Below are 13,868 nucleotides of genomic sequence, written 5' to 3' on the forward strand. Positions count from 1 at the left end.
ACAAAACCCACCAAACACATGCGACAGCACACCCAGAAACCATGTAAAGAAAGGACCAAGCCCGCATAACAGCCCGGGTCAAAAAGCCTGCTCCCCATGCGCGTGGCCTGCCAGTACTCCGACCAGTCCCCATACCACTGCTCCCCCCGCACGAGGGGGTACCGCGTACTGGGCGTAGCGGGCGAGTTTCTCCGCGACCTGCTTCCCCTGCACATGGGGGTACCGCGCTGACGCTCTCGCAGGCACGGGACCGGGGCCTCTGCTCCCCCGCGCGTGGGGGTCCGCACCGGCCGTCAACAGGGGCTTCGGTGAGTTGCGCCGCTCCCCTGCGGATGGGGGTACCGTTTGCCCCTGGCGCCCCTGGACTGGCAACGCCACTACTGCTCCCCCAGCACATGGGGGTAGCGCGTCGGTGATGACGTTCCACCACTGAGTTGAGGACTGTTCCCCTGGGCGAGGGGGTACCACAATGCTGGTATCGGAGTTCGCCCGATTCCTCAGCTGTTCTCCCTGCGCAGGGGATACCACCATGGTGGTGGCCCGGCAGGACTTCTCTCGCCGCTGCTCCCCTGCGCGCGGGGGTAACGCGGGCACTGGGGCGAGTTCACGGTGGTGGCGGAACTGCTCCCCACTACACGCGGGGGTACCGCGCAGGGCTTGTGAGGGCTGGTCGATCACCGCGCCAGCTCCCCTACCTGGGGGTATCGCAGTGACCCGACGGACGTCCTCCGCAGGTTCGAGTTGCTCCCTCTACGCGCGGGGTAACGCGGTCAACATGGCGCTGGGCGAGATCATGGGCTACTGCTCCCCCCTTGCATGTGGGGGGGGTAGCGCCCCGCCCTACTCGTACGTGACGGCCGAGCTCGCCTGCTCCCTCTGCACATTGGGGGTACCGCGCGGGCTCTACCGGTTCAACCCGCCCTACAGCTACTCCCCCTGATGTGGGGGTACCACCCGTGGGATCTTGCAGCTCAACCCCTGGCTGACCTGCTCCCCTGCATGTGGGGGTACCGCCGACCCGACGATGGTCGCGCAGTGGGCTCAGTTCTGCTCCCCTTACATGAGGGGGTACAGCGGACCCTGCGCGGCGGTTGTTGTCGCGGAAGTACTGCTCTCCCTGCACACGGGGGTATTGCTGAGCGCCGCGACGCCCTGGAGTCGATCGACCCGCTGCTCCCCCTTGTAAGCGGGCGGTACCGCCCCGCCCTACTCGTACGTGACGGCCGAGCTCGCCTGCTCCCCCTGCGCGTGGGGGCACACCGCAGCCAGCGCGACGTCTTCTGGAGTTCCAGCCTCAGTGCCAAACTCATCAAAGATCAACTGCTAGGAAAAACACACGCCTGAGCTGCGGCGACATCCTCCGCAGCTCGGACACGTCGTTAGAAATCAGGCGGCAGATCATCGGAATAACCTGGACATCGAGCCTGTAGTTCACAGCGACTCGGCTGGGAGCAACTGCTGCCCGCGCAGGTGTGGCTGCTGGAGAACATGCTCCACCTGTCCCCCGTAGCGCCTGACGAGCGGCCACACGCGCCCCGTACACAGGCCGACAAATGGGCCACGAACATCGGCGCCGCCAAGGAGTTCCACACCCGCGAAGGCCACCTCCACGTCCCCAGGAAACACCTCGAAATCGTCGACGGGGTCCCGTACAAGCTCGGCACCTTCATCGACAACACCCGCCGCAGAGCCGACAAGCTGACGCCCGAACGGCGCGCGGAACTCGACGCACTCGGCATGCGCTGGTGAGCAGCGCGGCCGAAGGGCCGGGCTCTCCGACTGTGGTCACGCGTGCCATCGGCCGTACCCTCCAACTGTGTGGACGGAGTAGTCACACGATCGGCCGGACAAGTCCTTAAAGCGCCTCGCTCCCCCCGGGTCCGAGGCCGGGGGCGCCGGGCAGGCCCGGCAGGCCCGCGAGCACGCGGTTGGCGCGGTGGCGCCAGGTGTACCGCCCCAGGGCCTGGCGCCGGGCCTCGGCGCCGAGGGCGCGCCGCAGGGGCTCGTCGGCGAGCAGTTCGAGGAGCGCGTCCGCCCAGGCCGCCGGCTCCGCGGGCGGTCGCAGCAGGCAGTTGACCCGGTCCTGGAGGACCTCGCGCAGGATCGGCAGGTCGGAGGCGATCACCGCAAGGCCCTGGGCCATGTACTCGAACACCTTCATCGGAGAGGCCCAGCGGCCGGTCTCGCCGAGCCCGTCCACGGTGTAGACCTTCGTCTGGTACGGGGCCAGCACGACATCGAAGAGCGGGTAGTAGGACCATACGGCGCCGGGCGGCCGGTGCCCGTGGAAGTGCGCGTTGGCGGGGCGGGGGCGCCCGCCCCAGCGCGCGAGGTCCTCGGGGGTGCCGCCGACCAGGTGGAAGTCCAGGCCCGGCAGCCGGTGGGCCAGTTCGAGGATGAGCTCGATGCCGCGCCCTTCGTACAGGTGGCCGACGTAGCCGATCCGGGGCACGCCCGGGCGTCCCGGCAGCGCCGGAGTATCCGCGGGGGACGCGGGCGGGTCGGCGCCCTCGGGGGCGACGACGATCGGCGGGAGGCCCTCGTCGCCGTAGGCGGCCCGGTAGGCGTGGGCGAGGGCGTGCGTGATCACCACGAGCCGGGCGGGCGAGCCGGACTTGAGCAGGCGCGCCTCGATGCCCAGGGTGTTCGGGTCGTCCCGCAGGCGGTGGGTCTCGTACACCAGCGGCGCGACGCCGACCGCGGCCGTGAGGGCGTACAGGTCGTGGCCGTAGACCAGGTCGGGGGCGTCCGGGCCGGTGAGCAGGCCGCGCACGCGGGCGGCGCGTATCCGGTAGCCGGCCGGGGTCCAGTCGGGGCCGGACACCCACCGGATGTGGAAGCCGGGCCGGACCCCGTAGTAGGCGTGCGGGTCGTCGACGGTGAAGGTGCCCGCCGTGGTGTAGAGGGTGACCTCGTGGCCGCCTTGCGCGAACGCGTCGCACATGCGCATGGCGTGGACGCTGTTGGCGTACAGCGACGGGACGCTTCCGGGGTGCAGGTAGGCGATGCGCACGGCCGGCCTACCCCTGGCCCGCCGGCCGGGCGGGCCTGCGGCGGCGGCCGGCACCAATCCCGGCGGCCGGTTCGTGGCACGTGATGTCCGTTGCGTCCATGGGCGTCTCCTCGCGGTGGGCCAAGACGGGCGGGCGGTGTCGCGCGAGTCCTCACGGGTACCTGCCGGGCGCCGCCTCGGGCGGGGCGCGCTTGACCCGGACGGCCGGGACCGGGAGGCGGTCGGGTACCGCGGACCGGCCGCTCCCCACGGCGCCGGCCAGGCGGTCGGCACGTCGGCACGCCGGCACCGGCCCGAGCACGCAGCATCATCGCGTGCGCCCCTGCACGTTCCAAGAGCCGCGTTTCGGCCTGGCGCACGGCCCCCTCCCCCGGTCGCCCCGACGGGGTCCGGCGACGCTGCAGGCGGCAGCGCGGGCGCCGGAGTTGTCGGCGGGCGTGCTGACCGCCGGGAAACCGGGCCTTCAAAGGCGCAGCGAGTCGGCGGTGAGGTGGGCAAGTTGCCGGGAGATGCCCTGGCGGAGGGTGGTGCGCGGCGCCCAGCCCAGCAGTTCCGCCGCGCGTGACCGGTCGGCGAGGGTGGTGTCCACGTCGCCCGCCTGGGCGGGCAGGCGGGTGACGGGCACCGCGTGGCCGGTCAACTCCTCGACGGTGGACAGGACTTCGGCCACGCTGGTGCTGACGCCGGCGCCGACGTTCAGGACGCTCGTGCCGACGGGGCGGGTCGCGGCGGCGACGGCGGCGCGGACGATGTCGCCGACGTAGGTGAAGTCGCGGGAGTTGCCGCCGTCCCCGTACAGGGTCAGCTCCGGGCCGCCCAGGGCCGCCGTCAGTGCCCGGCCGATGAGCATGTCGGGGCGTTGGCGCGGGCCGTAGACGGTGAAGAAGCGCAGTACCACTGCGGTGAGCGTGGAGGCGGCCTGGTCCGCGTGGGCCAGGCAGAGCTGTTCTCCGGCGAGTTTGCTGACCGCGTAGGGGGACTCGGGGTGGGGTGCGGTCGTCTCGTGGGTGGCTCCGGCGCTGCTGCCGTAGACGCTGGAGGAGGAGGCGTAGACGAGGCGGGGAACGCGGGCTTCCTCGCAGGCCGACAGCACGCGTTCGGTGGCGAAGACGTTGCATGACGTGTATTCACCGAACCGCTCGCCCCACGAGCCGCGTACTCCGGGCAGCGCGGCGAGATGGAAGACGGCGTGGGAGTGCCGGAACAGGGCGGTGAGCGGAAAGGTCCGCAGGTCGGCGGTGACCAGGGAGAAGCGGGGGTGCTTGAGGGCGCGGCTCAGACGTGCCGTCGTCGCCGGGTCGCCGTCCGGGGCGCGGCGGTCCACGCCGACGACCGTGTTCCCGTTCGTCAGAAGGGCCTCGACGAGGTGCGAGCCGATGAAGCCCGCGGCCCCCGTGACGACGACTCTGGTCGGTGCCGGCCGCTGATCGTTCCCGTGGCGCACGGAATCCTCCCTGGACGCGTAGAGCGGATCAGTCGTTGACGGCTGCGGTGTCCGCCGTGTGGAGGCCCTCGGCCGGCGTAGGGGCTTTGCGTGTCGCCGGTGTTCCGAGGCCGCCCGTCCCCCGTGGTGCGAGGTCGGCGAGGACCAGGTCGGCGCGGCGGCGCCAGGTGTAGTGCTGGAGGAACTGCCGCCTGGCCTCCTCGCCGAGTGAGGCGCGCAGTAGCGGGTCGGCGATCAGTTCGGTGAGGGCGTCGGCCCATGCCTGCGGCGCGTCGGACGGGCGGAGCAGGCAGTTGACGCGGTCCTGGAGCACCTCGCGCAGGACCGGGAGGTCGGAGGCGACGATGGCGCGGCCGTGCGCCATGTACTCGAACAGCTTCATCGGGGAGGTCCAGCGGCCGATCTCGTCGATCCTGCCCCAGGTGTAGACCTTCGGCTGGTGAGGGGCGAGGACGACGTCGAACAGGGGGAAGTACCGGTGGAGTTCGGAGGGCGGCTGGTGCCCGTGGAAGTACAGGTTGGGGTGCGGGCAGGACTCCTGCCAGCGGGCCTGGTCCTCGGTGGTGCCGCCGACCAGGTGGAAGTCGAAGGCGGGCAGCCGCCCGGCGAGATCGATGATCAGGTCGATGCCGCGTCCGTCGTAGAGGTGGCCGACGTAGCCGATCGTCGGCGCGTCGGGGCGTCCCGGCAGCGGGGCGGTCGCCGTGGCGGCGGCGGGGGGGTCGGCGCAGTCGGGGGCGACGTGGATCGGCAGCGTGCCCAGTTCCGGGTAGGCCGCTTGGAGATCGTGCGCGAGCGCGCGGGTGACGACCACGATCCGCGCCAGCCGCGGGTGGCTGAGCAGGGCTCTTTCGAAGCCGGCGGGCAGGTCCCGGCGCAGCTGGTGGACCTCGTAGACGAACGGGGCCAGGTCGGCGGTGACGGCGAGGGTGTGCGGGTCCCGGGAGTAGAGGAGGTCGGGGACGGCGTCACCGGTGAGCAGGTCTCTGATGTCCTGTCCGCGTCGGCGGTAGCCGTCCTGGGTGTAGTCGGGGGCGGGGACCAGCCGGATCGGGAAGCGGTGGCGGACGCCGTAGTACGTGTAGGGGTCCTGGTCGGTGTAGGTGCCCGGCAGGGAGTACAGGGTGACGTCGTGTCCGGCGTCGGTGAACGCGTCACACATGCGCATGACGTGGACGCCGTTGGCGAAGAACGAGGGGATGCTGCCGCCGTGCAGGTACGCGATGCGCATGGTTCCTACTCTCTGCTCTCGTGGAGCCGGTCGGCCGGGGTCGCCGCGGCCGGTCGGGAACGCTTCCCGCGGCCCCGAGGTGGACGGCGGGCCGGGCCGGGTCCGGTGGGGGGCCCGGGTCCTGCTGGAGTAGGGCGGCAGTCGGGCCGCCGCCCGGCTCACCAGCGCACCGGCAGGGTCCGCGGGGATCGGGTGATCTGGCCGCGCTTCCACTGCGGGGGGCCTGCCGCGCGCAGGGTCGGAAGGCGCCGTACCAGGGCCGCGAGGGCCTCCTGGAGCTGGACCCGGGCGAGTTGTGCCCCGACGCAGAAGTGCGCGCCATGTCCGAAGGCCAGGTGGGCGGGCGCGGCCCGGGTCAGGTCGAGCAGGTCGGGTGCGGGGTAGACGTCCTCGTCGTGGTTGGCCGAGGAGGTCAGCGCGATCACCGCTTCGCCCGCCGGGATCTCCACCCCGCTCAGCGACACGGCCTTGGTGGTCACCCGCAGGTTCGCCCCGACGGTGGCCTGTGCGTACCGCAGGAGCTCCTCGACGGCGTCGGCGACCCGGTGCGGTTCGCGGACGAGCAGGTCGTAGCGCTCCGGCCGGTCGAGCAGCAGGTGGATCAGGCCGGCGAGGCGGTCGGCGGTGGTGCCGTAGCCGCCGGCGAGCAGGACCACGCAGAACGAGATCAGCTCGCCCTGGCTCAGCCGGTCGCCCGCGTCCCGGGCGGCGATCAGCGCGCTGAGCAGGTCGTCGCCGGGGTGGGCGCGTTTGGCGGTGACGAGCCGGGCCAGGTAGCCGGTCATGTCGTCGACCGCCGCCGTGACCTCGGCGTCCGGCATCGCGGTGAGGCTACGCAGCGCGTCGTTCCACGCGTCGAGCCGGTCGCCGTCGACACGGGGCGTCCCCAGCAGGTCGCAGATCACGGTCAGCGGCAGCGGCCGGGTGAAGCCCGCGACGGCGTCGGCGGGACACGGCCGTCGTTCCAGGTCCGCCAGCAGTTCCTGGGCCAGCAGCGCGATGGCGCCGCGCATCGCCTCCGCCCGGCGTCCGCCGAGGGCGGGTGCGACGAGCCGGCGCAGCCGGGAGTGGTCGGGCGGGTCGGCGGCAAGGATCGAGTCGGGCAGGGTGGTCGTGCGGGCGTACCGCGGTCCCGTGCCCCGGGTCGCCCGTGCCCGGCTGAAGCACGGCTCGGCCAGCACCCGGCGCACGTCCGCGTGCCGGGTCACCAGCCACGCGGTGTCCCCGCTGGGCATCCGGACCCGGACGACCGGGGCGCTGTGGCGCAGTTCGGCGAACTCGGGCACGGGGTCGAGGCCGTCCCGGTGCGGGAAGGGGAACTCCCTGAGCTGTTCCGGCTGGTCCATCGGGGCCTCCGTCGACGCGTCACAGGGTGGCCGTCCTGGTCGGCGCGCTGGTCGTGGGGTCAGGGGCGTTCGTAGACGGACACGTGGTACGTGCTGTCTGCCGTGAAGGGCACCCGGGTCCAGCCGCCCCAGCGCTCCTTGAGCCGAAGTCCCGCCTGAGCGGCCATCAGGTCCAGCTCCCCGTGTCCCGCGTAGCGGAACGCGACGCGCAACTGCCGGGTGCGTCCGCCTTCGTGGATGACGTAGTACGAGTGGTAGCGCTGCGCCGCGGTGTCGAGCCTGCGGTGGCACAGCACCAGGAGGTCCTCCCCCTCGGCGACGATCTCCGTTCCGGCCGCCGCCAGCGCCTCGGGCACGTGGGCGTCGAGCACGAACAGGCCGCCCGGTGCCAGACGTGCCGCCGCGTTCCGGAAACAGCAGACCTGGGCGGCCTGGTCGGGCAGTTCCGCGAAGGTGCCGCCGGCCAGATAGACCAGGCTGAAGTTGCCGTCGACGGGTACCTCGGCGAAATCGCCGACGGTCACCGGGACACCCTCGCCGCCGGGTTTGGCGCGCAGCCGGCGCAGCATCGCCTCGGACCCTTCGACGCCGTGCACCGCGAGACCGCGTGCCCGCAGCGGCAGGGCGACTCGGCCGGTACCGACGCCGAGTTCGAGGACCGGCCCGCGACCGGCGAGGGCGGCGAGCGCGTCGACGGTCGCCCCGGTGATCCCCGGTTTGCCGAACCAGCGGTCGTAGTCGTCGGGGATGTCGGCGGCGTAGCCGGGGCTCGGCCGCGCGGGGTCGGGGGGCATGGGGCTCCTAGCCGAAGGGGTGGGGGTGCCCGGGGCCTGTGCCGGACGGCAGCGCGCTGGTTCCGGGGGCCAGCACGCGGACCACCCTGACCCCGGCGTCACGGGCGGTCGCCGAGGTGCTGTCGACCAGGGCGACGTCCTGGCCGGTGTGGGCGGCGAGCACATCGAGCGGGTCCGGTGTCCCACCGTGCGCGGGCGGGGCCACGGCGGACAACGGGCCCACGTTCCACAGCCCCAGGCTGTCCTGGCGGTGGAAGGCCCACAGCGCGTGCTGGACGGCGGTCGCCGGCGGTGTCGTCCCGTGCCAGCGTGCCCAGGTCGTGCGGGCCACGGGGGTCCGTATGCTCCAACGGACCATCAGCGCCTCGTAGGCCGCTTTCTCGGCGAGCGACGCGACGGTGTCCGCCGGTCCGCAGCGTGCCCCGAACGCCTGGCCGGTGCCGTCCGGCCGGTGCAGGCACACCACGACGCAGGCCGTGGCGGGCGGAGCGGGGAGAGCGAAGGCCGTCGTGGTCAGTGCCCGGTCCTGGAGGTGGGCGGTGAGTGCCGGCGGGGGGTCGAACGGTATCCGGTGCGGTGGCCGGTCCGTGAGCCGGTACCAGCTGCGCCGCACGAGATCCCGTTCGAGTACCTCCCATGCCGCGTGGCGTATCGCGGCCCGCCGGTCGGGGTGGGCCGCGATACCGGTGGAGCCGGCCGTCCGGGCCGCGTCGCAGCCGGCCGGGGGCCGGTGCTGGAGGAAGGCCGCGCCCGCCGGGACGCACACCTGCGCGCCGTCCGCGGTCCGGCCGCGCACCCACAGCCGACGGGTGTCCGCGCCCGGGTACGGTTCGAGGACGGGTATCCCCTTGCGGCGCAGTTCCGCAACGCTGCCCACCAGTTCGGCGGCGGCCTCGGCCGCGCGCCCGGCCATCACGTTGCCGAGCCGCTCCAGCAGCTCACCTCGCGCGCTGACGGCGACCTGGTCGCGCTCGTGGCCCGCGGCGCTGCCGACGAGGACCGGCGCACCTCCTGCGGCGCTGGTGCTGTCGAACGCGGCGGAGCGGGCCGCCACCCGCGCGAACAGCAGGTCGGGCCGGCGCGGGTAGGGCGCGAACACCTGGGGGGTCCAGGGCGTCACCTGTCCGCTCCGATGAGCGCGCCGCACTCGGCGAGCAGCCGTTTCCCGTCGTCCGTGAGCTGGTCGGCGTGCGCGTTCAGGGTGTCCACGGCCTGGTGGGCTCCGCGCAGGAGCGTTGCGCGCCGGGAGTCGACGGCTGGGTCAGCGCCGGTGAGCCGCAGGTAGAACTCCACGCTGCGGGCCAGCACCACCGTCTGCTGGAACAGGCCGGTGAGCGGGCGGGGGTCGGCCCGCAACGGGGTCTCGACGAGCAGCTCGCCGGCGCGGCCGGTGCCGTCGGCGCCGCGCGGCTGGTCGCCCGGCTCCAGGAACGGGGTTGTCAGGGCGGCGGCGTTGCACCGGGTGTGGGTGCCCTCGTGTACCAGTGCCTCGGCGAACCGCACGTGGCCGGGCAGTCCGGCGGCGCTGTCCGTCAGCCGGGCCCGGTGGATCAGGACGGCGCCGTGGACGGTGAAGTCGGTGAACCCGTTGATCGCCTCGCCGTCGAGCAGCGCGATCTCGGTGACTGTCTCCCGTACCTCGGCGGCGGCTTCCGGCCAGACCCGGGCGAGCAGACCGAGTGCCCGCGCCAGCGAGGCGCGCTCGCGTTCGTCCCACACGGTGAGGACGGCGGTGACCGGCTGTCCGTCGGCGCCCTGCCGCGCCGGGATGGCGCGCAGCGCCCGGGTCACGCTCCGGTCCAGATGGTCCTGCGGGTCGGCAGGGCCGAAGGCGGCAGGCGGCACCCGCTCCAGCCGCGCGGCCAGACGGCTGTGCTGCTCCGGCCTCAACGGGCCCGACCGCAGCGCGTGTTGAGCGAGGTGGGCGACCTCGGCCGCCGCCGGATGGCGCAACGCTTCCGGCGCCGGCGGCGTCAGCTCCGCCCGTTCCAGTACGCGCCGCAGGCGCCGCAGCACCTGGGTCCGCTCGTGGACGGCCTCCTGGGCATCCGGTTCGACGCGCATGCACCCTCTTCCAGGTCCTCGGCAGCGATGTGCGGCGGGCCCGGGAAGGCCCGCCGCGGAGACGCGATGTGCGGACGTACCGTCAGGACTCGTCGCCCGAGGGAATGTCGACCAACAGCGCAAGCTCGGGCAGGTCTTCGTCCGTGAGCTGCTCGATTTCCTCGTTCATGGAGGATTCCTTTCACCTCACCGGCCCTACCGTGCTCGGTCGGGTTCACCGGCCGGATCATCATCAGGGGCGAAACCGGCAATGCCAACAGCCGAGGGGGAAATGCGGCGGATATCAGGACACCGGCGCACCGTCCCGAACGCGCTCGTCGGCGCCGTCGCGGATCGTGTCGAGCGGCCGGTCCACCGGCGGCCCCGGACGGGCCCCGCTCCGGCCACATATTCCGCCTGTGCAGGGGCAAAGAGGACGCGGGAGAGGGGCAGACGCGTCCGGCATCAGCCGCACGAAGCGCCCAGCGGCGGACCGGTCCCGGCCACGAAGCCAGTTCTGACGCAGGCTGAAGATGGCTGATTGCGACGGCCTTTCGCCCGGGAATTATGCCGGGTAGTTTGAGGCGGCGCCCCCTCGCACCGCACCGGCACCATTCCGCCTGCGCGCGCAGAAAATTGCATATGCCTTCGGAAAGAGAATTTCCGGAGGCTCGGGAGGAGCGGCGGGGCAACAGCGCGTGCGGACAGAGAGGAAACGCATGGCGGACGACTGGACGGTCGAGGTCGACAGCCGTCGCTGCATCGGTTCGGGCGTGTGCGCGAGCACCGCTCCCGGCCGGTTCGCACTCGGCAGCACCGGCAGATCACAACCGACCGCCACCAGCGTCGCTCCCGAAGAGCGCGTGCTGGACGCCGCGTTCACCTGCCCGGTGGAGGCCATCTCGGTCATCGACCGGAGTACGGGGCAGAGCCTCTTCCCCGAGGAGCGGAGGATGCCGTGAACCCGGCGCATGCGTGATCCCGGTGTGCGTACGGCTGCCAGGACACGGCCGGCGGGTCGTCCCCGGGCCCGGGTGGCGCAACTCACGGAGATCGACCCGGACTGGAACTGCCCCTGGCCACTGCACTGGCAACGCCATTACCGCGTCCTCGCCGGCCCCGCTGCCGGGCGGCAAGTGCTCGGCGCGGCGCCGGACGTCGGCGGCGACAGCGCGGGGCGCAGGCGGTCGGCTGGAGCGCGATCTGTCGCGCTCCGCCAGCGTGTCCGGGCCGGTCCACGCCAGAACCGCCGGAACGGAACAGCGAACGGGACATCCCGTCCCCGCCCTCACACTCGCCTACCGGCCGTGTTTCTCGCCGACGCGGGAGGAGAGAGCCCCTCTTCCTGAGAACCTCCGGAAAAGGGGGCGGTCGGGGCCGCCAGCGATCGCGAACGGGTCGACATCGCGCCCGCCGATCGGCCTCCCCACCTCCGGGGACGGAGGTGGGTGGGGATTGTGTTCGACCGTACGGCGGAGTTACGGTGCTCGCAGGTCATGAGCGTCAGCAGTGGGAACCCGGCCGGGCTGTCCGGCAACGGCTCCCCACCGTACGGCTTGTGAGGGAGCGTCAGGGGCGCGTGTCCGGCAGGCGCGCGCCGAGAGGACGGGGAGGCGGAGCGGTGCGGGAAACCAGTGCGCGCTCGGTCGCCACGTACTCCCGGCGGCACATCGACCTCCAACGCGTCGCCGGCGCCATGTGTCCGGGCGCACCCGAGGCCATGGCGGGCCCGTATGCCGCCTCCCTGCCCCGCACGGTCGGCTAGCTCCACTCGACCCCGGCCCGCCGCCACCACGGTGAGGACCGGCCAGGAACACGCCCCCGTGCTGTCCGCCGCCCGCAGCGGCCACTGATCCGCCGATCCGTACCGGCACGCCGACACCGAGAGCGCTGTCGCACGCGCAGCACCGACACCTGCCCCGGCACCGCGCCCGGCCACAGCCCGGAACCCGCGAGCACCCCGCACCTCCACCCCGGATGACACACGCCCGGCCCAAGGAGCCGAAATGACCGCACAAGCCGAAGAGACCGACCGCGCGAGCTTCGCCCGGGAGTGGGAGGAGTGGCACGCCGCACACGAGCGGGTGCTCGCCGACCCGCACGGCTTCCTCGCCATCACCAGCCTGCGCTGGCTGGACGCGACCCCCACCCGCTTCCCGGACGCGCCCGGCGCATGGTCGAGCACCCATGACGGCGTGGTGGTGGAACTGGACGACGGCGAGGAACTGACCCTCGACGGCCAAGTGCTGCGCGGCCGCCACGACTTCGGGGTGATCGCCGAGCGCGGCGGCCTGTTCCCCGCCGCCGGGGACGCGGTGATCGAGGTCGCCAAGCGCGGCGGCCACGACATCCTGCGCCCCCGCCACCCCGACAACGCCCTGCTGACCGCCTTCACCGGCACCCCCGCCTACGCCCCCGACCCACGCTGGGCCCGCACCGGCCGCTACCTGCCGTTCGACACCCCGCGCCCGACGACCGTCGGCGCCGTCGTCGAGGGCCTCCAGCACGTCTACGACGCCCCGGGCGAAGTCGAGTTCGCACTGGACGGCACCACCCACCGGCTGACCGCCTTCAACGGCCGGACCCCCGGCAGCCTGCTCGTCCTGTTCACCGACGCCACCTCGGGGGTGACCACGTACGCGGCGAACCGCTCGCTGTCGCTGGCCGCGCCCGACGCCGACGGCACCGTGCTGGTCGACTTCAACCGGGCCGCCAACCTGCCCTGCGCCTACACCGACCTGGCCACCTGCCCGCTGCCGCCGGCCGAGAACCGGCTACCGGTGGCGATCGAGGCCGGCGAGAAGACCCCGACCACCCCGAAGACCACGAACCGGTCCGTCCCGGCTCAGGAGGCCGCACACCGTGACCACCAGCACTGACCCCGCGCACCGCAGCCTGCACCTGGCTCTGGAGACCGACGGCGCCGGCGCCCACCCCGCCGCCGGGCACGAGCTGTCCGACACCTCCCACCCGACCGACCCGCCGGACCGTGGGGTCGGCCCGCGCGGGCTGCGCCGCACCGTCACCGCCGCCGAGACCGCCGGCTTCACGCTCGTCACCTTCGCCGACGAGCCACTGCCACCGGACCGCGGCGGATGGCGCCTGGAGGCCGGCACCCGGGCCGCGTTCGTCGCCACCCTCACCGACCGTATCGGCCTGGCCCCGACGCTGCACACCACCGTCACCGAGCCGTTCCACCTGGCCACCCAGCTCGCCGCCCTGGACCACGCCAGCCGCGGCCGGGCCGCCTGGGTGGTCGGCGCGGCGAACGGGCCCGACGCCCAGGCCACGGTCGGGGCGGTCCCGCTGGACGACCAGGCGCTGCGCCGCGAGATCGCCGACGTCATCGACACCGCCCGGGCGCTGTGGGACTCCTGGGAGGACGACGCCGTCATCAAGGACGTGCCCACCGGCCGCTTCCTGGACTGGCGCAAGGTCCATCACGTCGACTTCGAGGGTGCCCGCTTCACCGTCAAGGGCCCGCTGATCACGCCCCGGCCGCCGCAGGGCCAGGTCGTCGTGCTCGCACCCGCCGGCTCGGGAGCTGACAGCCGGGCGGACATCGCGCTGGTCACGGCACCGGACGCCGAGGGTGTCGCGGCGTCCGCGGCGGCGGCCCGGCAGGCCGGCGCACCCCTGGTGTTCGCCGAGCTGGAGGTGGCACTCGACGCCGCCGTGCCGGCCGCGGAACGGCTCGCCCGGCTGGCGGAGGAGGCGCCCTGGCCACCGGCCGGGCGGCTGCGCCACGTCGGCTCGCCGACCGGACTGACCGGCCTGCTCGGCGAACTGGCCGCCAGCGTCGACGGGGTACGGCTGCATCCCGCGGTGCTCGGCACCGACCTGCCCGTGATCACCGCGCAGGTGCTGCCGGCCCTGGCCGCGGGCGGGCTGCACCGGCCGCCGCGCCCCGGCGCCACCCTGCGCGACACCCTGGGCCTGCCGCGCCCGGCCAACCGGTTCGCCGCCACGGCGACCACGACCTCCTGAGGTGACCCTC

Annotated in this window: 12 protein-coding genes; 5 read left to right on the forward strand and 7 right to left on the reverse strand. The window is 73.2% G+C overall.

Translation table 11 applies throughout. The features are described 5' to 3' along the window. Window positions 1-1,488: 1,488 nt before the first annotated feature. Entirely contained in the window at window positions 1,489-1,749 is a 261-nt protein-coding gene (locus tag ACIPAE_RS37370; RefSeq protein ID WP_402451591.1) for a helicase associated domain-containing protein, read from the forward strand. A 106-nt stretch (window positions 1,750-1,855) separates the two neighbouring features. Here ACIPAE_RS37370 and ACIPAE_RS37375 read toward each other — a convergent pair whose 3' ends face one another. From ACIPAE_RS37375 to ACIPAE_RS37405, 7 genes are all read right to left on the reverse strand, one after another. Then, complete coding sequence (locus tag ACIPAE_RS37375; RefSeq protein WP_402451593.1) at window positions 1,856-3,013, reverse strand: glycosyltransferase family 4 protein; 1,158 nt, start codon at window positions 3,011-3,013, stop codon at window positions 1,856-1,858. A 463-nt stretch (window positions 3,014-3,476) separates the two neighbouring features. Further along, complete coding sequence (locus tag ACIPAE_RS37380; protein WP_402451594.1) at window positions 3,477-4,457, reverse strand: NAD-dependent epimerase/dehydratase family protein; 981 nt, start codon at window positions 4,455-4,457, stop codon at window positions 3,477-3,479. Window positions 4,458-4,485: 28 nt separating this feature from the next. Next, on the reverse strand, window positions 4,486-5,688 hold the full coding sequence (locus ACIPAE_RS37385) for a glycosyltransferase family 4 protein (RefSeq protein WP_402451597.1): 1,203 nt from the start codon (window positions 5,686-5,688) through the stop codon (window positions 4,486-4,488). 158 nt (window positions 5,689-5,846) lie between these two features. Then, window positions 5,847-7,034, reverse strand: a complete 1,188-nt coding sequence (locus tag ACIPAE_RS37390) for a cytochrome P450 (RefSeq protein ID WP_329361114.1) — start codon at window positions 7,032-7,034, stop codon at window positions 5,847-5,849. A 59-nt stretch (window positions 7,035-7,093) separates the two neighbouring features. Next, complete coding sequence (locus ACIPAE_RS37395; RefSeq protein WP_402451601.1) at window positions 7,094-7,828, reverse strand: class I SAM-dependent DNA methyltransferase; 735 nt, start codon at window positions 7,826-7,828, stop codon at window positions 7,094-7,096. 7 nt (window positions 7,829-7,835) lie between these two features. Then, window positions 7,836-8,948 (reverse strand): YcaO-like family protein, encoded by a 1,113-nt coding sequence (locus ACIPAE_RS37400; RefSeq protein ID WP_402451604.1) that lies wholly within the window; start codon window positions 8,946-8,948, stop codon window positions 7,836-7,838. After that, window positions 8,945-9,892 carry an aKG-HExxH-type peptide beta-hydroxylase gene (locus ACIPAE_RS37405; protein ID WP_402451607.1) on the reverse strand — a complete coding sequence of 316 codons (948 nt, stop codon included), beginning with the start codon at window positions 9,890-9,892 and terminating at the stop codon, window positions 8,945-8,947. Before ACIPAE_RS37405 ends, ACIPAE_RS37400 begins: the two co-directional genes overlap by 4 nt. A 698-nt stretch (window positions 9,893-10,590) precedes the next feature. Here ACIPAE_RS37405 and ACIPAE_RS37410 point away from each other — a divergent pair. The 4 genes from ACIPAE_RS37410 to ACIPAE_RS37425 all read left to right on the forward strand — a co-directional run bounded on the left by ACIPAE_RS37410 (window position 10,591) and on the right by ACIPAE_RS37425 (window position 13,858). Further along, window positions 10,591-10,833, forward strand: coding sequence for a ferredoxin (locus tag ACIPAE_RS37410; protein ID WP_329361122.1), 243 nt, complete (start codon window positions 10,591-10,593; stop codon window positions 10,831-10,833). A gap of 659 nt (window positions 10,834-11,492) precedes the next feature. Continuing rightward, window positions 11,493-11,636, forward strand: coding sequence for a putative leader peptide (locus ACIPAE_RS37415; protein WP_402451611.1), 144 nt, complete (start codon window positions 11,493-11,495; stop codon window positions 11,634-11,636). Between the two features lie 241 nt (window positions 11,637-11,877). Continuing rightward, window positions 11,878-12,750, forward strand: a complete 873-nt coding sequence (locus ACIPAE_RS37420; protein ID WP_329361126.1) for a DUF1684 domain-containing protein — start codon at window positions 11,878-11,880, stop codon at window positions 12,748-12,750. Further along, a complete protein-coding gene (locus ACIPAE_RS37425; protein WP_402451613.1) occupies window positions 12,734-13,858 on the forward strand; it encodes an LLM class flavin-dependent oxidoreductase in 1,125 nt (374 codons plus the stop codon). The genes ACIPAE_RS37420 and ACIPAE_RS37425 overlap by 17 nt, the downstream gene beginning before the upstream one ends. Window positions 13,859-13,868 lie beyond the last annotated feature (10 nt).

It is taken from the genome of Streptomyces sp. NPDC087270 (assembly GCF_044744625.1).
Taxonomy (GTDB): domain Bacteria; phylum Actinomycetota; class Actinomycetes; order Streptomycetales; family Streptomycetaceae; genus Actinacidiphila.

Coding starts and splice junctions, on each gene's coding strand:
- ACIPAE_RS37390 (WP_329361114.1), bottom strand. CDS start 7,034: ATGGACCAGCCGGAACAGCTCAGGGAGTTCCCCTTCCCGCACCGGGAC.
- ACIPAE_RS37370 (WP_402451591.1), top strand. CDS start 1,489: ATGCTCCACCTGTCCCCCGTAGCGCCTGACGAGCGGCCACACGCGCCC.
- ACIPAE_RS37385 (WP_402451597.1), bottom strand. CDS start 5,688: ATGCGCATCGCGTACCTGCACGGCGGCAGCATCCCCTCGTTCTTCGCC.
- ACIPAE_RS37410 (WP_329361122.1), top strand. CDS start 10,591: ATGGCGGACGACTGGACGGTCGAGGTCGACAGCCGTCGCTGCATCGGT.
- ACIPAE_RS37395 (WP_402451601.1), bottom strand. CDS start 7,828: ATGCCCCCCGACCCCGCGCGGCCGAGCCCCGGCTACGCCGCCGACATC.
- ACIPAE_RS37420 (WP_329361126.1), top strand. CDS start 11,878: ATGACCGCACAAGCCGAAGAGACCGACCGCGCGAGCTTCGCCCGGGAG.
- ACIPAE_RS37405 (WP_402451607.1), bottom strand. CDS start 9,892: ATGCGCGTCGAACCGGATGCCCAGGAGGCCGTCCACGAGCGGACCCAG.